Source organism: Cohnella sp. CFH 77786, assembly GCF_019400745.1.
Classification (GTDB): domain Bacteria; phylum Bacillota; class Bacilli; order Paenibacillales; family Paenibacillaceae; genus Cohnella.
Genome location: NZ_WJIB01000022.1, coordinates 49,225 through 67,525 on the forward strand (window position 1 = coordinate 49,225; position 18,301 = coordinate 67,525).

The following is an 18,301-nucleotide window of genomic DNA, read 5'->3' on the forward strand; positions in this document are numbered from 1 at the left end:
GGACAAACAACAAAGCCCCGCGAAACGCAAGGCGCGCAAGGTCCGAACCGAACCTTTGCCTATACGTTTGCAGGGCTTCATTGCCCGTCCGGGATTCACGGCACTGGGAGTCCCGGCACGCTTCTCATTACTTGCTTGCGGTTGCCGACGCAGTCGGGGAAGACGACGGCGTTGCGGTTGGGGATGCGGCCGGCGAGCCGGACGGCGAGGCCGTCGGCGAAGCGGACGGGGACGGAGAAGGTTCCGCCGGCAGCGTCACTTTGATGTCCAGCTTCTCGTCTTCGGCTTGCAGGTAGTCCTGAACCTTCGCGTTCACGACGGTTTGCTTCAGCTGGTCTTTGTCCGCCTGGGCCAGTTTGTCGTACGGCGTCTCTTCGCGGCTCTCCACCTTCATGACGTGGTAGCCGTATTGGGTTTTGACCGGATCGCCAATGACGCCGATCGGCTGCGTGTTGGCGGCGTTTTTGAATTCCGTCACCCAGCCCTTAGATTGCTGCTTCTCGTACAGGCCTCCGTTGTCCTTGGAGCCCTCATCGTCGGAGTATTCCTTGGCGATCGTCTTCCAATCGCCGCCCTTCTCGAGCTTGTCCTTCACTTCCTTGGCGCGCTTCAGCGCTTCCTCGTCCGTTCTCAGCTGCTTGCCCGTTTTCAAGTCGGTGGTGGCGACCAGCACGTGGCGAACGGTATCGATGTTGTAGTCCGATTTGACTTTATCGTATTCCGCTTTGATTTCGGCGTCGGTGACGGCTTTGGCGAACTCGTCGCTCTTGGCCTTCGCGATCTGGTTGCCTGCAGCCAGCACCTTCACGATGCGCTTCATTTCGTCGACTGTCAATTTTTTCTCATCGAGCGTTTTCTTCAGGTCCGCGTTCGTTTTCAAAGCGTTGCCGATGTCCGTCTCGAACTTCTTCACGTCCTCGTCCGCGGCTTTGGCTTGATCGGCGGAGGCTCGTCCGGCCAGCACTTTGTACAGCGCCCACTGGCGGACGAATTGCTCCTTGAACTGCGGAATCTGCAGATACATCGCGGTCTGGGGATCCGACACTTCCATAAAAGCCGTATACTTGTCGAACTCCCCTTCGGTCACTTCGCCGCCCTTGTACGTGGCGATGACCTTCCCTTGCCCGGCGCCGGGGAGCCCGGTTTCCTGCTTCTCGTTCTTCTTGCCGCATCCGGCGAGCAGCGCGGCCAGCAGCACCGCCGCCAAGACCAGCAGAGCGGTCCGGCGCGCCGATGCGCGTTTAGGGTGCAACATCCTGAAGTTCTCCCTTCGATTTTAGGACTTCCTTGTATTGTACCAGAAACTCTTCGACAAGCGCCAACAGCGCATCCTCATCGAGTCCCCTCGTCTTGAGCTTGACCGACAGCTGCTGCGAAGACAGGGTGACCGAGAGCCGGCCCTGGAATTTCGACTCCATCGCTTTCAGCTTGGAAGGCTCGACTTCGCCGGCCCTGCGGTCTTCGAACTTCAAGACGGTTTCGTCTCCCCGCCGAAGGATCGAGTCGACGCCATACTGCCGCCCGTAAATGCGAAGCCGGGCGACGGCGAGCAGGTTGAGCACGGCCTTCGGAGGATCGCCGAACCGGTCCAACAGCTCGTCGAACAGGTCCGACACGTCCTCGAGGGATGCGGATCCGGCCACCTTCTTGTAAATTTCGATCTTCTGGATGCTGTCGTAAATATAGTCGGGGGGCAGGTAGGCGTCCACGGCCAAATCGAGCTGGGTATTCACCGGCTGAATGGCGGCCTCTCCCGTCCCTTGCCATTCGGCCTTGCGCTTGTTGATCTCCTCGGCAAGCATTTGGGAATACAGGTCGAAGCCCACGGACGCGATAAAGCCGTGCTGCTCGGCTCCGAGCAGGTTGCCCGCGCCCCGGATCGCGAGGTCGCGCATCGCGATTTTGAAGCCGGACCCGAGCTCGGTGAACTCCTTGATCGACTGCAGGCGTTTCTCCGCCACTTCGGTCAGAACCTTGTCCCTCTGGTAGGTAAAGTAGGCGTACGCGATGCGATTGGACCGCCCGACGCGCCCGCGCAGCTGATAGAGCTGGGACAGGCCCATTTTGTCGGCGTCGTGCACGATCAGCGTGTTGACGTTCGGAATGTCCACGCCGGTTTCGATGATGCTCGTGCTGACGAGCACGTCGTATTCCCCGTCGAGGAAATCCAGAATCGTCCGCTCCAGCTCCTGCTCGGACATCTGGCCGTGGCCGACGGCCACTCGGGCATCCGGTACGAGGGCGCCGATCTGCTCCGCCATCTGGTAGATTCCCTGAACCCGGTTGTATAAATAATAGACTTGGCCGTCCCTCGCCAGTTCCCGCTCGATCGCTTCCCGCACGAGCGTCGGGCTGTGTTCCACGACATACGTTTGAACGGGAAACCGGTTCTCCGGCGGCGTCTCGATGACCGACAAGTCCCGCACGCCCAGCATCGACATGTGCAGCGTCCGCGGGATCGGCGTCGCGGTCAGCGTGAGCACGTCCACGTTCGTCTTGATCTTCTTGAGCTTCTCCTTGTGGGACACGCCGAACCGCTGCTCTTCGTCCACGATGAGCAGGCCCAAATCCTTGAATACGACGTCCTGGGACAGGAGGCGGTGCGTGCCGATGACGACGTCGACCGTCCCCGCCCGGAGTCCCTTGATCGTGTCGTTCTGTTCCTTGCGGCTGCGGAAGCGGCTCAGCACTTTGATGTTGAAGGGATAGCCGGAAAACCGTTCGCGGAAGGTCTCGTAATGCTGCTGGGCCAAAATCGTCGTCGGCACGAGAACCGCAACCTGCTTGCCCTCGATCGCCGCCTTGAACGCCGCACGCACGGCGACCTCCGTCTTGCCGTAGCCGACGTCGCCGCAGAGCAGCCGGTCCATCGGCCGCGGCTTCTGCATATCCTCTTTGATCTCGCGGATCGACCGGAGCTGATCGTTCGTCTCCTCATACGGAAACATCGCCTCGAATTCCTGCTGGTAGGTCGTGTCTTCTCCGAACGCGAAGCCTTTCGTGGCCTGGCGGGAGGCGTACAACTTGATCAAATCGTCGGCAATGTCCTTCACGGACGAACGGACCTTCGACTTTACCCGGTTCCATTCTTGCCCGCCCAGCTTGTTGATTTTCGGTTCTTTCTCTTCCGCGCCGACATATTTCTGAATGAGATCGAATTGCTCCACGGGCACCGAGAGCTTGTCGCCGCCGGCATAGAGGATGTGAAGATAATCCTTGTGGATGCCCGCGACCTCCATCGTCCCGATCCCGAGGTATTTGCCGATTCCATGGTTCTGATGGACGACGTAATCGCCGACTTTCAGCTCGGTATAGCTCTTGATCCGCTCGGCATTGTCGAGATGGCGGTCAACTCGGCGCGCCTTCCGCTGCTTCTGGGTGAACATTTCGCCTTCGGTAATGACGACCAGCCGCACGGAAGGAAGCTCAAACCCGCTTTGCAGGTTCCCCAGCAGAATTTCCGGCGGCTCGATATGATAATCGTCCAGCACGCGGCGGATGCGGTCGGCCCGTTCCGGGCTGCCCGCCAGCATCAGGATCCGGGCGCCGCTCTTTCGCCAGCGCTCCATTTCCGCCTTCAATACGTTCATTTGTCCGTGAAAATTCTGCATCGACCGGCAAACGAAATTGACGATGTTCTGCGGCTGCGTATGGGGGATTTGCCGCACGAACAGCGACATGTAAACCGTCTGGAACTGTTTCGAATACAACGCTTGATCGCCCGGAACGGCGAGAACGAAGCCGGGAAGCGTTTTGCCTTGCTGCAGCAGGTGCACGCTCCATTCCGATTCGTCGCGCTCCAGCTGCTTGGCCGTTTCCGCCAGCCGGTTCGGTTCGTCCATGACGATCAGCGTATCGCGCGGGATGTAATCCAGCAGCGTCTGGCGTTCCGGATACAGCAGCGAAACGTATTTATAAATTTCGGGAAAATAGACGTTTTGTCTCAAAAGTTCGATTTCCCGGGAAATCTCGGCTTCCAGCCGTTCTTTCGCCTGCCGGTCGGACATTTTCTCGACTTGCTTATCCAGCAATTCTCGGGCATGCTGCGCGGCATTGGCGAATCTTCGCGCGTCGGCGATCAACTCCCGGCAAGGGGAGACCGAATACGCTTCCAGCTTGGAGATGGATCTCTGGTCCGTCGGATCGAAGGTCCGGATCGAGTCGATCTCGTCGTCGAACCATTCCACCCGATAGGCGATGGAAGAAGCGAGCGGGAAGAAATCGACGATGCCCCCGCGCACGCTGAAATGGCCCTTCTGCTCGACGCGGTCCACGCGTTCGTAGCCGAGAGCCACCATATCCCGCAAAAACGTTTCAAGCGGAAGCGTTTCTCCGACCTTCAGCTCGATACGGGACTCCGCCATCGTCTGACGGGCCGGTTGGAACCTTCGTACGCCTGCGAACGGTACGACGATTACGCCGCGAAACCCGGCCGCCAGCTTCAGGAGAACTTCAAGGCGCCGGGCGGACGTCTCCGGACTGGAAATCGCCGTTTCGGCCGCGATCAGTTCATTGGCCGGATACAGCAGCACTTCGCCCGAAGGCAGGCACTCCTGCAGATCGTCGGCCATCTTCTGCGCGGAGAACATATTATGGGTCACGATCAGAAGCGGTTTATTCAGCTCGCGGAACATTCCGGCAATGATCGCCTGGCGCGCGGAACCCGACAGCCCGGCGACCAGCTGTTCCCTCATGCCGCCGCGGATCCCGTTCATCACGCTGACCAGATCGGAATCCGTGACGATCGTCTGGAGTAGCGGGTTCATGACATTTCCCTCCCGAAAACGAAACCATACAAGCAAATCGGCTGCGCGTCCTTTTCGGACGGATAGACATCGAAGCCCGACTTAAGTTTTCGTATCCATCATAAAAAAGAGCCCGGCTCATGCCAAGGCCCCATACAGGTTCAACAATGCGCCGGGACGCAGGCTTTCATTGAAGCGGATTGGACAGCAGCACCAGCTCGGGATGGGTTTCCAGCGTCTGGCTGCAGTACTCGCAAATGACCTTAACCGTCACGTCCCCGTTCGAATCATACGCTATTATACGCTTTCGCTCTTCGGGGGTCAAGAATTGCAGGCCCAGCCGGTATTCGGGGACTTGCTCGTTCTCGAATCGTCCGAGCGGCATACGGCAATGTCGGCACTCATAGTTTACAGCCATATGTATGCCTCCTGAAGGGGGGATATGCGGCATGCGGCATGCGCGCCCGCTCCCTTCAGTATGCCCGTCACTCGCGACTTTTAAGCGGACTCCCTGCCCAATCTATTCTCCGGAGCTTCCGTTGAATTTGGCCATCGTCTGCTCGAACGTATGCGATAAGGCGTATTCGACCGCATCCGCGGCTTCTTCGACCATCCGCCTCACCTCGGGGATCTCCGCTTTGGCGAAAGGAGCCAGCACGTAATCGGAGACCGCCATGCCGGGTTTGGGGCGGGAAATCCCCATGCGCACGCGGTTGAAGGTTTGAGTGCCCGTATGCTGGATGATCGATTTGATGCCGTTGTGTCCGCCCGCGCTTCCTTGATAGCGGAGCCGGATTCGGCCCACCTGCGTATCCAGGTCGTCGTAAACGACGATCGCGTCCTCCAGCTTCGCTTTGAAATAATCCATGTAGGCACGGACCGATTCCCCCGACAAATTCATGTAGGTCATCGGTTTGATGAGCGCCGCCCTTTCGCCTTGAACCCGGGCCTCGGCGATCATCGCCTTGCATTTGCTCTGGAAGCTTCCGGCGTTCCAGCGCCGGGCCAGCTCGTCGATCACGAAAAATCCCGCGTTATGGCGGGTCGCTTCATATTCTGCGCCGGGATTGCCCAGTCCGACGATCCAACGCATGTGTCCATCAACCTCCAACGATCATCCGGCGTGCGGAATCGGAAAAATTTTCAGGCGGATGCAACGAATCGGCACCCCTGCGTGTCCTAATTTATAGATCATGATTACGGGAAAGAAGGGTGAACGGATGTATCTCAATGGCCAAATGATTTTCGACGACCGCCACTTCCAAGATCATATGGTATCGGAAGTACCCATTCAAATTTACTGCGGCCGAGATCACAGCGACATCGGGTTCATCGAATATTATGGCAAAGAATTCGTGAAGGTCAACAATATTTTCTACAGCCGCAGGCAGTTCACTTTCGTCTCCCGCCCAGGGTACTGAGAGGATTTTCTCCGTCGCCTCCAAAAAAGTGATCGGAACAGGCTTCGGAGGTTTACGTCACCTTTTGGGTAAATGTAGAAGGCCGCGCCAACCGGGGCGCGGCCTTCTTGCCGTCTATGCGGAACTATTCGACTCTCGCAGCCGTTTTGGCTTGACTCTCGTTTTCCTCGGCCGCGTCGCCTGCCGCGTCCGCTTCCTCCGCCGACATTTCCTTCTGCGGCGCAAGAATCGCGGCGACCACGGTATCCGGATCCATCGTCGGCATCACGCCTTCGGGAAACCGGATGTCAGCGACCGTCAGCGTATCGCCGACCAGCAAGTTGTCGATCTCGAGGACGATCGAGTCAGGCAAATCCTTCGGCAAGCACTCCACCTCCATCTCGTGCAGAACGAGCTGCAGGAGGCCGCCTTCCCTCTCCCCCGCCGATTTGCCCGATACCTCCAGACGCACCGGCGCTTTGATGCTTTCGTTCAGGTTGATTTTGTGAAAATCGACGTGCAGCACGTCCCGGCTCATGGAGTCCCTCTGCACGTCGGACATCAGCACGTTCTCCTTCCCGAGTCCCGCCACGTCCAACTCCAGCACCGCATGCGGATGCGTGCTCAGAAGCATCTGCAAATCCTTGACATCCACGGCGACGGGCATTGCTCCTTCCACGCCTTTCCCGTAAATCACGCCGGGAACGCGGCCGTGCTTGCGCAGCTTCCGCAGCTCGCCTCGGCTTGCGGTCTGCCGCCGCTCGGCTTTTAAGGTCATCGGGTTCATCGGGCACCCCTCCTTGCAGGTTTACCCTATTGTTACCCCTTGGACCCGTTGGTTAAACGTGGAGCTCGAACAGTTGCTGATTCGACCCGCACGGAGTTATACGTGGGGCTCGAACAGCTTGCTGATCGACTTCTGCTCATGGATGCGCGTGATGGCTTCGCCGATAAGCGGCGCCACGGACAAGACACGGATCTTGGAGGAGCCGTGGTTTTCCCGCAGAGGGATCGTATCGAGAACGACGATTTCCTTCAGCGGGGACGCTTCCAGACGCTCGATCGCCGGACCCGACAATACGGGATGGGTGCAGCACGCGTACAATTCCTTGGCTCCGGCCTTCTGGAGCGCGGACGCCGCGAGCGCGATCGTGCCCGCCGTATCGATGATATCGTCCACGAGAATCGCCGTCCGTCCAGAGACGTCCCCGATGATGTTCATGACTTCGACGACGCCCGGCTCCGGGCGCCGCTTGTCGATGATGGCGAGCGGAGCCTGAAGCGTGTCGGCCAATCTGCGCGCCCGGACGACGCCGCCATGGTCGGGGGATACGACGACCGGCTTCTCGAGTTCTTTCTCGTAAAAATAGTCGCCTAGGATAGGAACGCCCAGCAAGTGGTCCACCGGAATATCGAAGAACCCTTGGATCTGCATGGCGTGCAAATCCATCGCGATGACCCGGTGGGCTCCCGCCGTCTCGATCAGGTTCGCCACGAGCTTGGCCGTTATCGGGTCGCGGGAACGGGCTTTACGGTCTTGCCTGGCATAACCGTAATAGGGCATCACGACGTTGATCGTTCTGGCGGACGCGCGCTTAAGCGCATCCACCATGACCAGCAATTCCATCAAGTTCTCGTTCACCGGCGCGGATGTGGACTGCACGACGAACACGTTGTTTCCCCGCACGCTTTCATCCAGCTTGATATGAATTTCGCCGTCGCTGAAACGGCTCGTCTCGCAATCGCCCAGTTCCACCCCGATATGGCGGGCGATCGCTTCGGCAAGCTTCTTGTTGGAACTGCCCGAAAATATTTTTAAGTTGCCGTCATGATAGGCCACTCGGAAACAACCCGCTTTCCGCGGGCGGAGCGGAACGCCCCGCCGACCGTGATTTTATGAATTGCCGCCGCTCTTCTCTTTGATCGACTTGGCGCGGGCGCGGATTTTCTCTGCGTAACCCGGCTTGTTGACCTGGCGCGACCTTGCGATCGCGAGATCGTTGTCGTCCACGTTGTGCGTGATCGTGGAGCCTGCGACGACATAAGCGCCGCTGCCGATTTTGACGGGGGCGATGAGGTTGGCGTTGCTGCCGATGAAGGCATTGTCTCCGATTTCCGTTACGGATTTATTATACCCGTCGTAGTTGGCGGTAATCGCGCCGCAGCCGATATTGACGCCGGATCCCACGATCGCGTCCCCCACGTAACTCAGATGCGGCACTTTGCTCCCTTCCCCGATCGAAGCATTCTTGATCTCGACGAAGTCGCCGACCTTCACTTGCCGGCCCAGCTTCGTTCCGGGACGCAAATAGGCAAACGGTCCGACCGCGCATTCTTCCCCGATCACGGCCCCGTCCGCCACCGTTTGGCGCAGCGTGGAACCCGTTCCCACGACCGTATCCGTCAAATCCGACGACGGACCGATCACGCAAGAAGGTCCGATCGAGGTTCTTCCGCGCAGAATCGTTCCCGGATACACCACGGTATCCGAGCCGATCGTGACTCCCGTTTCGATATACGTATGCGCGGGATCGATGAGCGTCACGCCGTTCGCCTGGTGCTCCGCGTTGATCCGCAGACGCATGAGCCGCTCCGCTTCGCCGAGCGCCATCCTGTCGTTCACGCCGATCGCTTCGGCCGGATCGCGGAGCAGACAAGCCGAGACGCGTTTGCCTTGCTTCTGCAGAATGCCGATTACATCGGTCAAATAATACTCCCCTTGGGCATTGTCGTTCGTCACGCTGTCCAGCGCTTCGAAGAGCAGCCGGTTGTCGAAGCAATACGTGCCGGCATTGATCTCATCGATTGCCGCCTCTTCGGGAGAACAGTCCTTGTGCTCCACGATGCGCAGCACCTCTCCGTCCGTCCCCCGCACCACGCGGCCGTAACCGGCCGGATCCGCCATCTTAGCCGTCAACACGGTCGCCGCGGCTCCCTCAAGGGCATGCTGCTTCATCATCGCCTCCACGGTGGCGGCGGACACGAGCGGAGTATCTCCGCAGATGACCAGCGTGACCCCTTCTTCGGCTCCGATCAGCGGTTTCGCCTGGCTCACCGCATGGCCGGTGCCGAGCTGCTCGGCTTGCAGGGCGTATTCCGCACTCTCGCCGAGAAACTCCCGCACGGCCTCCGCTCCGTGACCCACGACAGCCACGATCCGTTCGCACGACGCTTGTCGCACCGTATCGACCACGTGGCCGACCATCGGTTTTCCGCATACCGGGTGAAGTACTTTATATAATTTCGATTTCATTCGCTTGCCTTGTCCTGCGGCCAGTACGATCGCCATTCTCTTCATCGGGCAGACCCGCCTTCCGTGCCTGGGTGTTCAATCCTCGAAAGAATGATAGCTCATTCCGGCCAAAATGAAAAGAGAGCCCCTTCCGGCTCTCTTGTTCACGGCTTGCGATTAAGCCCCCTCAACGATAACTTCTTCTTCCTGCGCGGCGCGCTCGTATTCCGCAAGCACCGCGGCTTGGATTTTCTCGCGCGTGCCGGACGATATCGGGTGAGCGATGTCCCGGAACTCCCCGTCCGGGGTCCGTTTGCTCGGCATGGCGACGAACATCCCATTGTTCCCGTCGATGACCCGGATGTCATGAACGACGAATTCGTTGTCAATGGTGATCGAAGCGATTGCTTTCATGCGCCCCTCCGAATTGACGCGGCGGAGTCTCACGTCGGTAATTTGCACTTGTGTTCACCACCTTTAGGCCTCTAGAAGACTTGGTGTAATATTCCACACAAGCGGGTCAATTCCTTCTTTATACTGGTAATTTCGCTTGGAATTTAGAAAAAATTTTTTAATTCTTTCCAGTTTCGACAGAGAGCGCCGCGACCAGTTCTATTTCGACAAAAACATCCCTGGGGAGCCGCGCGACCTCGACCGTGGAACGGGCAGGCGTATGGTCTCCGAAGAAGGAGGCATAAACCTGATTGAACTCCGCGAACTGGTTCATGTCCTTCAGGAATACCGTCGCTTTGATCACGTCGCGAAGCGTCGCGCCTTCGGCTGCCAGAACGGCCGACAAATTCGTCAGCACCTGGCGGGTCTGTTCCTCGATACCCCCCGCCACCACTACCCCGGCTGGAGTAAGCGGAATTTGACCGGAAGTGAACAGAAGCTGTCCGAACCTTACCGCTTGGGCATACGGGCCGATGGCGGCCGGCGCATCTGGGGTGGAAACGATTCTAAGCGTCATCAGAAGATCCCTCCTGCTGGTTGTTGGCTTAAGCGATAAGAGCTTTGCACTTCCTGCCTCATGAAAAGAAATTGCCGGGCTGAACGGTGATATGGCGGGTTTTCAGATCCACTTCCGTCAGGCGTGCAAGCGAGATGTAATCGTGCAGAAGCCGTTCATCGTAGCCGATTTCCCCGGATTCCACGAATACCCCTACGCCGGCTACGACGGCACGGAATTCGTGAAGAAGATCGACCATCCCCTGGATCGTCCCGCCCGCCTTCATGAAATCGTCGATGATCAGGACGCGGGATTCCTCCTTGAGCGCCCTTCTGGCAAGGGACATCGTCTGGATCCGCTTGGCGGAGCCGGACACGTAATTGATGCTGACCGCGGAGCCTTCCGTCACCTTGTGGTCCCGCCGGACGATCACGACCGGCAGGTTGAGGAACTGCGCCGTGGCGAACGCAAGCGGAATTCCCTTCGTTTCCACGGTCATGATGACGTCGATATGGAGGTCGGCGAACGCGCTGGCGAACATTCTTCCGACTTCCTGCATCAGTCCCGGTTGGCCGAGCAAGTCGGTCATGTACAGGTACCCGCCGGGAAGAAGCCGGTCGGGCTGCTCGAGCTCGCGGCATACGGATACGATTTTCTCGAGCGCCTGCTCCTTGCGGTACCGGGGTACGAATCGGACGCCTCCGGCGGCCCCGGCCAGCGTCATCAAATCCCCAACGCCTTCTTCCTCGAATACTTCCTTGATAATGGCCAGATCTTCGCTAATGGAAGATTTCGCCGACTGGTATCTTTCGGCAAATGCTGTCAGGGAAATTAACGTGTGGGGACGGGCCAGTAGATATTGTGTCATCTCAACGAGGCGTGCGCTGCGCTTCAGCTTTTTCACGATTCTCTCTCCCGTCCAAAAACCGAATAATATAACACGATGATATCATCTTTATACGGTTTTCTTCAACAACTTCTTCAATATCCCTCGGCGAAGCCGCGTTTTATGTAAGCATTCTTGCCACATAGACTTCCTTGCAAAAGCCGCGCAGGCCGTTATAGATTCGGGCGACCTTCGTCTCCTTGGACAGAATTCCGAAAACCGTAGGGCCGCTCCCCGACATGAGCACCCCGTCCGCGCCGAGCTTGATCATGCAATCCTTGATTTGGCGCACTTCCGGATAGCGTTCCAACGTTACCGTCTCCAGTACGTTACCGAGCGCCTTGCAGACGTCTTGGAATGACCCTCGCCGGATGGCCGAAAGCATCTCTCCTGCCTTCGGATGGCTCGTAAGTTCGTTCGCTCTCAGTTTGCCATACACGTCGGCCGTGGAAACGTTGATCGGCGGCTTGGCGAGTACGACCCAGCATTGCGGCGGGGACGGAATGCTCTCGAGCACCTCGCCCCTGCCCCGGGCGAACGCGGTTCCGCCCCGAATGCAGAAGGGCACGTCCGAACCGAGCTCGGCGCCAAGCGCTTCGATTTCGCTTTGCGGCAGCCCCAGCTTCCACAACCGATTCAACCCTCGAAGGGCCGCGGCCGCGTCGCTGCTTCCTCCCGCCAAGCCGGCCGCGACCGGAATCCGTTTGTCCAGATGGATATAGACGCCCCGCGAGACGCCGTATCTTTCTTTCATCAACCTTGCCGCCTGAAAGGCCAGATTCTTCTCGTCGAGAGGAATGAAGCCCGCCTGGCTGGATAGGACGATCCGGTCGCCCGGGAGCTCTTCCATCTCCAGACGATCGGCCAAATCCACCATGGTCATCACCATTTCCACCTCGTGGTACCCGTCCTCGCGTTTGCGGAGAACGTCCAGAAGCAGATTGATTTTGGCCGGGGCTTTCTCGTATATTTTCGTCATTGTGTCCTCACCACTTCTGGAAAAAGCTTCATGATATTATAACAAACCGCGCCGTCCAAGTAAAAACGACTACGTAGCCCCTAGGACAGAGGAGGTCGTTTTTATCGACGGTCAATCAGAGATGGATGGAGCACACCTATCCAGCCTGATTGTCCACGTAAAAACGACTTCGTCGTCCTTAGGACAAGAGGAGGTCGTTTTTATCTACGACTACCCAAAAGACGAACGGGCCTTCCGCCTCGGCGGAGAGACCCGTTCCGTCCGTTTGCCGTTCCGCGAGGAAGGAGGGACTACGACTGCGTAGAGCGAGCCATCGCTTGTTCCGCGATTTCGATCGCCCTCTTCACCATGTTGCCGGCATCCTTCGTCCGGATGCCGCCCCAGCCTTCCCGTTGGACCGTCTCGTAGAACCCGAGGTCTCTGGCAAGCTCCGCCTTGAATTGGTCGGACATGACGCTTCTTCTTCGGCTCAAGCGCATTGCCTCCCTTCGAGGGGTGACGCCCGGCGGGCGATCCCGTCATAGGATTCCCCGGCCGCGGGGCGTACATGCAAAACGGGCAGCCCCCGCGCTGATTCAGCGCTGGTGCTGCCCGTGCTTCGAACGGTCAATGCGAAAAACTGATCCGGACTTGCCCTTCTTCATTGCACAACATCACTTCGACGGATTCGGTGAGGATATCAGCGTAGCTGTACGAAACCCGCTTGAAGGCATGCTGCTCTTCGTCCAGTTTGACGATGAAAACCGATGGGTAGATTTCTTCCAGCACGCCCGTGCGTTCGATGGTTTTGCGTCGTCCACCGTTGGCGCGGAGCATGATTTTGGAACCGACGTGCGGCTCCAGGCTTCGCTTGATCTCCAGAAGCGCGTTTTTCGCCATGATCCACAACCACCTCTTTCCCTGTAAATTATAACTAAAAAGAGGGGTCTTGTCAAATGATCGAAATATTATATCAGCCGCTCCATTTTTTTGTCAACGGTGAATTTCCTTGATTTTGACGGGTTTTTCGAAAACACCCTTATTCATCGTCACACAATGTTCACATTTTGCGCCGGAACTTTCGGATTCGGCACTCCCACGCGGTAGCTCCCCATCGTTTCGATGCCGCCTACTCCCTGGATGCCGCTGATCGTATTGGACACCACGTCGGTTACGTTGATCGTATCCCGGAAGGGTGTGAACGCCGCGCGCACGGCCACATATACGGGATCCAGGGCGTGGATCATGATTCTCGCGGGAGAGCTGGCGAAATTGGCACCCGCATGCAGCAGCGCTTCGAAATGCGATTGACACGCTCCCGCCACGACGATCATCGAATCCCGATGCCTGTCGTATTCCCGCGCCACCTGAACGGCATGGACGAAATTCAGGGAATTCTTGTAGTTCCCCAGATGATGAAGGTCTTCCCGCTGCTTCAATACCCCGTCGTGGCCGGTAATGACCACGATATCCGGCCTAACCTGCGGCAAGAGCCGAATCAGCATCCCGGGCATCTGCGATTCGTGGCAGTGGATCCCTTCGGCAGGTACCCGCAGCTGCGCGTACACCTGCATGCTTTTCTTCAAGTAATTCGCGTCGCCGTCCAGATGGAGCACTTTGCCCGGTATCTCGAAATAGGGCTGGCGTCGCTCGGGGGTTTGCGGGTAGACCCCAGCCCGGTTCGACTGCCTGTTGCGTTCTTCCCGCATGCGGCGAATCGATTCGTTCGCCTGAATGCGCGCTTGCCGTGTGCCGCTGAGCTCGTCCGGATTTCGCACCGGAAGAAGATCGGCGAGCGGAGCATCCGCCAGCAGACGGTAATCCGTCCCGCGCAGCACCGCTCCTTGTCCGGCCAGATCCGCAATGCGGAACACGATGTCCCCGCGATACGATTTGCGGACGACCAGGTCCCCCTGCTTCATGGGCCCATCACCTCTTCGTCTATCCTATGGAGAGGTTCCGCTCCTGGTGCGCGTCCGTCAGCCTTTCATCCCGGCTTTCGCCAGCGCCTCGTCGATCCGCGCGAATTCGGCCAGCGACAGCGTCTCGGCCCGGCGCTCGGGCTGGATGCCGTTTGCCGTCAATAGCTCGGCCAACTCCGCTTTGCGTTCTTTGCCCGAGATGGCCGACAAATTGTTGGCGATCGTCTTGCGCCGCTGCGCGAATGCGGCGTGGACGACGCGGAAGAACCGCGCCTCGTCCGGCACGGCAACTGCCGGCTCTCTGCGCTTCGTCAGCCGGATGACGGCGGAATCGACGTTCGGCGCCGGGATAAACGCGCCCGAAGGCACGCTGGCGATCACTTCCGGCTCGCAATAATACTGCACGGCAATGCTGAGGCTCCCGTACTCTTTGCCTCCCGGCCGGGCCGCCATCCGTTCGGCGACCTCCTTCTGCACCATCACGACGATATGCTCCACCGGCAGCCGCTCTTCCAGCAGCTTCATCACGATCGGCGTCGTCACGTAGTAGGGCAAGTTCGCCACCACGCTCACGCCGGCCAAACCCGCGAAACTTTCTTCCCAGAGGCGTTGCAGATCGGCTTTCAGAATGTCGGCGTGAATCACGCTCACGTTGCCGTACGGCGACAAGACGTCCTCCAGGATCGGCAGAAGACGCTGGTCGATTTCGAGCGCCACGACTCTCCCCGCGGTCTGGGCCAATCTCTCCGTCAGCGCGCCGATCCCCGGCCCGATCTCCAGGGCGCCCCGCGTCTCGTCTAAACCGGCCGCAGCAATGATCTTGTCCAGGATGTTGCTGTCGATCAGGAAATTTTGCCCAAGACTCTTCTTGAACGTGAAACCGTGCCGGCGGATGATCTCTTTCGTGCGGCCGGCCGCCGCGATCGCCGTTCCCGTCGTTTGTCTCATGTCAGCAACCCTTCTCTCTCCATCTGTTCCAATGCGCACGCGAATTCCGCCTTCGAGATCCGGAACATGACGCAGCGTTTGTGGAATTGCTTGCCGTTCGCATAGCCGATTCCCATCAGCTCGCCCATCCGCTCCCGGCGGCGCGAGGCGTCCGGATGCACGATCAGCCCCGCTGCGAGCAGATCGCTCCATTCGATTTCGGGAGCGGTCCCGGAACCGCTCTCGTCCCCAGGACTCCGCACCGCCTCCAGCGCCCGCCGGATAGCCTCGTCGGACGCGTGCTCAACGCCCATGCCCGTCCTGCTGCGCGCCTCGTCGCGCGTCAAGAAGGCGTGTTTCGCGCCGGGCACACGCTCCGCCACGATTTTGCGGATCCGCTCGCCCGGTGAATCAGGGTCAGTGAAGATGATAACGCCCCTGCGCTCGTGGGCCAATTCGATCCGCTTCAGCACATCCTCCCCGATGGCGGAGCCGCCCGTTTCGATCGTATCGGCACCGACCGCCCTCCGGACGGCCGCCGTGTCATCCTTGCCTTCCACCACAATGATTTCTCGGATCGTCACCGTTCATTCCGCCTTTGTCCGCTTTGTTACAGCGTATACGATTTTGAGCCAAAACAAAAGACGGGAGCCCCTGACCAGAAGGCCAACCCGTCTGCTAATGCGCCGCTAGAGTTTTCGAAATTCTGCAACTTTTGAGGTCAATCGGACGTCGGTTTGACAGGACCGATAACGTATACGGTATAGCCCCGCTTCAGGCCGAACCGGTCCGCTCGGCTCTCGCTGTCGTAATAGATGTCGATCTTCTTACCGTTGACCGCGCTGCCGGTATCTTCGGCACGGCGGAAGCCGATGCCCTCGATATAGACCCACCAGCCCATGGGAATCACGTCCGGATCGACCGCGATGGTGCGTCCCTCCTGGACCTTCGTTCCCGATGCGGTAATGCCGTAGCCTTCATCGCCCTTCGATTTGCCCGTCGAGGCCGGACCAGCCGAATAGGCCGTCAGCGTGACGTTCTTGAGCATGTGCTTCACGGCGATCGCCCGGCCGTTCAGCTTCAGGGTACCCCCTTGGGCCGAGACGGATTGTTTCTTCGCCACGAGCGGCTTCGGAGCGGCTTTTTTCGCCCCAACGGCCACGACCTGTTGAACCGCGGGCTGGACGATCGCCTTGCCCGTCATTTGCTCGGATACGAGCTTGCCGTCTTCGAAGACGCGCTCCATTTTTTTGACCAGTACGCCTTGCTTCCCTGTTTTGACGACTTTCTGCGTGCCGACCGGAAGGTTCGCGTCTTTCTGTTGCACGACCGTGTACGCGATCGGATACTCCGTCTCGACCGTTTCGGTACGGACCCGGACGATCCGGATTTTGGCACCCTCATCCACTGGAGCGTCCAATCCGGGAATGACCCGGTCTTGACCGCCAAGCCGGACGTTCAGGGCTGCCAAAGCGTCGCCCACGGTCCGTTCCGTCGTATATTTCACCTGTTGGATGCCATCGGCTTGTATGGAAAACTGCTTCGCCCGCTCGATCACGAGATGCGCGCTCTTCTCCAGGGGAGCGGCCAGCGATATCGAGAGACGGTCGAACGGTCCGATGTGTATGCCCTGCTCTTCCAGAAACCCGGATACATCGGAGCTCCGGGTTTGATAGACGACGGATTTACCGCCGTCCACGACGGTCACGCTCTTGGCGGACGCGCCGCGCAGCAGCGAGTTGAACATGACAATGACAGCAAAAGAGAGAATTGCGCAGATGAAGACCAAACGCAAATGCTCATGCTTCCATTTCGCTGCGAAAAGCTTGCCGGTCGGTCGTGGATCATGGGTTTCCTCTACAGGAACAACGCCCATTTTCTCGGTCCTCCTTCATAGCCCCGCCGTCGACTGTTACGCATGACTTTGTTCGACGCGACTAATCAATTTGTTAACGATGCAGCGTTCGCGAGTAGCGGCGAATCGGCGCAAACGCGGCAACGCCTTGACCAGAGCCAAGTCTTGATAACGCTCGTACCCCTTTTTGAGCAAACAAAAAGCCACCGACAGAGGACCTGTTCGTGGCTTCCGCTTGGATGTAAGGGAATGGGGCAGCACGAGGTTGACCTCTCTCTATGGACGCTTGCGAGGTTAGCTGTCGGGTTCGGGCATAGAGAGCCGCCCTATCCGCTCCGTCGGCTCATCGGCCGTCTTCGCGAAATTCACCCCAAGATTGCTCGGACCGCTTGTCGGCGTTATGCAACGCCTATTGCGACGGGTCCCCCGCTCTCCCGTATCGGGAGATTCAGCGCGCTGGAAAAGGAATCCAGGTTTGAAACTGTAAACTCTGTGTAAGATCATAACCGCTACCGTGCTCAGGTGTAAAGAAGGGTCAATGGACGAATTTGCCCATTTTCGGCGATTGCACCCGGTACTTTCGGATTATTCGAAGCGAATAGGAGTTTTTTCAGGATGCAGCCTATTTTTTCAGCCGTTGTTCGCGGTTTTTTACCGAATTGACAAACGCATTTTCGCGTTGCGGCTTGTCAGGGAGACCAATTCTTCCACCGAAATGCCTTTGATTTCCGCCGCGGTTTCGGCCACAAGCGAGACGTATGCGGGCTCATTCCGTTGTCCCCTATGCGGATGCGGAGCCAAGTAAGGACTGTCCGTCTCCAGCAGAAGCCGGTCATCCGGAACGCGGGCGAGCACCTCCTTCGGCACTCTCGCGTTTTTGAACGTCACGGGTCCCCCGAACGAAATGTCGAAATTCATGTCGAGGCACATTTTGGCCGTTTCCCAGCTGCCGGAGAAGCAATGCATGATCCCCCCGACCTCTTCGGCCTTCTCCTCCCGCAAAATCCGAACGATATCTTCATGCGCGTCCCGATTGTGAATGACGATCGGTTTGCCGACTTTGCGGGCAAGCCGGATCTGCTCCCGGAACACCGTATGCTGGAGCTCCTTGGGGGACGTATCCCAATAATAGTCGAGACCGATCTCGCCGATCGCGACCACTTTCGGATGGGAGCACAGCTCCTCAATCCAAGCCAAATCCTCTTCCGGCCTCATCTCCACCGCATCGGTGGGATGCCAGCCTACGGCCGCGTAGATAAACGGATATTTCTCGGCCAGCGCCATCGTCGTCGGAATCGTTTCCCGGTTGAAGCCGATATTGACGATGGTGTCGACTCCTGCCGCTTGCGCGCGGGCGATGACATTTTCCCGATCCCCGTCGAATTTGCGCGAGTCCAGGTGTGCATGGGTGTCGATGAGCATGTCGT

At 58.5% G+C, this 18,301-nt stretch carries 19 protein-coding genes and 1 riboswitch; of the genes, 1 reads left to right on the forward strand and 18 read right to left on the reverse strand.

From position 1 onward, the window contains the following. Positions 1 to 127: 127 nt before the first annotated feature. The 4 genes from GE107_RS23855 to pth form a co-directional block, all read right to left on the reverse strand. Complete coding sequence (locus tag GE107_RS23855; RefSeq protein ID WP_219643907.1) at positions 128 to 1,255, reverse strand: peptidylprolyl isomerase; 1,128 nt, start codon at positions 1,253 to 1,255, stop codon at positions 128 to 130. Next, the gene (gene mfd, locus GE107_RS23860) at positions 1,242 to 4,766 is read right to left on the reverse strand and encodes a transcription-repair coupling factor (protein WP_219643909.1); all 3,525 of its coding nucleotides are present in this window, start codon (positions 4,764 to 4,766) and stop codon (positions 1,242 to 1,244) included. The genes GE107_RS23855 and mfd overlap by 14 nt, the downstream gene beginning before the upstream one ends. 166 nt (positions 4,767 to 4,932) lie before the next feature. After that, positions 4,933 to 5,163: an anti-sigma-F factor Fin gene (fin, locus tag GE107_RS23865; RefSeq protein ID WP_219643911.1), complete on the reverse strand. Its 231-nt coding sequence runs from the start codon at positions 5,161 to 5,163 to the stop codon at positions 4,933 to 4,935. 102 nt (positions 5,164 to 5,265) lie between these two features. Beyond that, complete coding sequence (gene pth / locus GE107_RS23870) at positions 5,266 to 5,838, reverse strand: aminoacyl-tRNA hydrolase (RefSeq protein ID WP_219643912.1); 573 nt, start codon at positions 5,836 to 5,838, stop codon at positions 5,266 to 5,268. A gap of 127 nt (positions 5,839 to 5,965) precedes the next feature. On the opposite strand from pth, the gene GE107_RS23875 reads away from it, so the two are divergent. Further along, complete coding sequence (locus tag GE107_RS23875) at positions 5,966 to 6,166, forward strand: hypothetical protein (RefSeq protein WP_219643914.1); 201 nt, start codon at positions 5,966 to 5,968, stop codon at positions 6,164 to 6,166. A gap of 124 nt (positions 6,167 to 6,290) precedes the next feature. Here the strand turns inward: GE107_RS23875 and GE107_RS23880 are convergent, their stop codons facing one another. The 14 genes from GE107_RS23880 to GE107_RS23945 form a co-directional block, all read right to left on the reverse strand. Beyond that, the gene (locus GE107_RS23880) at positions 6,291 to 6,932 is read right to left on the reverse strand and encodes a 50S ribosomal protein L25 (RefSeq protein ID WP_255570818.1); all 642 of its coding nucleotides are present in this window, start codon (positions 6,930 to 6,932) and stop codon (positions 6,291 to 6,293) included. A gap of 96 nt (positions 6,933 to 7,028) precedes the next feature. Further along, a complete protein-coding gene (locus tag GE107_RS23885) occupies positions 7,029 to 7,985 on the reverse strand; it encodes a ribose-phosphate diphosphokinase (protein WP_219643916.1) in 957 nt (318 codons plus the stop codon). 54 nt (positions 7,986 to 8,039) lie between these two features. Further along, the gene (gene glmU / locus GE107_RS23890) at positions 8,040 to 9,443 is read right to left on the reverse strand and encodes a bifunctional UDP-N-acetylglucosamine diphosphorylase/glucosamine-1-phosphate N-acetyltransferase GlmU (RefSeq protein ID WP_219643918.1); all 1,404 of its coding nucleotides are present in this window, start codon (positions 9,441 to 9,443) and stop codon (positions 8,040 to 8,042) included. A 111-nt stretch (positions 9,444 to 9,554) separates the two neighbouring features. Beyond that, positions 9,555 to 9,839 (reverse strand): septation regulator SpoVG, encoded by a 285-nt coding sequence (gene spoVG / locus GE107_RS23895; protein ID WP_219643920.1) that lies wholly within the window; start codon positions 9,837 to 9,839, stop codon positions 9,555 to 9,557. Between the two features lie 109 nt (positions 9,840 to 9,948). Continuing rightward, entirely contained in the window at positions 9,949 to 10,347 is a 399-nt protein-coding gene (locus GE107_RS23900) for a RidA family protein (protein ID WP_219643922.1), read from the reverse strand. A 58-nt stretch (positions 10,348 to 10,405) separates the two neighbouring features. Further along, the gene (purR, locus tag GE107_RS23905; RefSeq protein ID WP_219643924.1) at positions 10,406 to 11,230 is read right to left on the reverse strand and encodes a pur operon repressor; all 825 of its coding nucleotides are present in this window, start codon (positions 11,228 to 11,230) and stop codon (positions 10,406 to 10,408) included. 103 nt (positions 11,231 to 11,333) lie between these two features. Beyond that, positions 11,334 to 12,191, reverse strand: a complete 858-nt coding sequence (gene ispE, locus GE107_RS23910; protein ID WP_219643925.1) for a 4-(cytidine 5'-diphospho)-2-C-methyl-D-erythritol kinase — start codon at positions 12,189 to 12,191, stop codon at positions 11,334 to 11,336. Positions 12,192 to 12,481: 290 nt separating this feature from the next. Then, a complete protein-coding gene (locus tag GE107_RS23915; RefSeq protein WP_219643928.1) occupies positions 12,482 to 12,664 on the reverse strand; it encodes a small, acid-soluble spore protein, alpha/beta type in 183 nt (60 codons plus the stop codon). 133 nt (positions 12,665 to 12,797) lie between these two features. Further along, positions 12,798 to 13,070, reverse strand: coding sequence for a biofilm formation stimulator Veg (gene veg / locus GE107_RS23920; protein WP_219643930.1), 273 nt, complete (start codon positions 13,068 to 13,070; stop codon positions 12,798 to 12,800). A 149-nt stretch (positions 13,071 to 13,219) separates the two neighbouring features. After that, a complete protein-coding gene (gene yabG / locus GE107_RS23925) occupies positions 13,220 to 14,092 on the reverse strand; it encodes a sporulation peptidase YabG (protein WP_219643932.1) in 873 nt (290 codons plus the stop codon). 57 nt (positions 14,093 to 14,149) lie between these two features. Continuing rightward, a complete protein-coding gene (gene rsmA, locus GE107_RS23930; RefSeq protein ID WP_219643934.1) occupies positions 14,150 to 15,040 on the reverse strand; it encodes a 16S rRNA (adenine(1518)-N(6)/adenine(1519)-N(6))-dimethyltransferase RsmA in 891 nt (296 codons plus the stop codon). Further along, on the reverse strand, positions 15,037 to 15,603 hold the full coding sequence (gene rnmV / locus GE107_RS23935; protein ID WP_219643937.1) for a ribonuclease M5: 567 nt from the start codon (positions 15,601 to 15,603) through the stop codon (positions 15,037 to 15,039). Before rnmV ends, rsmA begins: the two co-directional genes overlap by 4 nt. Before the next feature lie 137 nt (positions 15,604 to 15,740). Further along, positions 15,741 to 16,895, reverse strand: coding sequence for a resuscitation-promoting factor (locus tag GE107_RS23940; RefSeq protein WP_219643939.1), 1,155 nt, complete (start codon positions 16,893 to 16,895; stop codon positions 15,741 to 15,743). A 246-nt stretch (positions 16,896 to 17,141) separates the two neighbouring features. Further along, positions 17,142 to 17,338, reverse strand: a riboswitch (cyclic di-AMP (ydaO/yuaA leader). Positions 17,339 to 17,525: 187 nt separating this feature from the next. After that, positions 17,526 to 18,296 (reverse strand): TatD family hydrolase, encoded by a 771-nt coding sequence (locus GE107_RS23945; RefSeq protein WP_219643941.1) that lies wholly within the window; start codon positions 18,294 to 18,296, stop codon positions 17,526 to 17,528. Between the last annotated feature and the right edge of the window lie 5 nt (positions 18,297 to 18,301).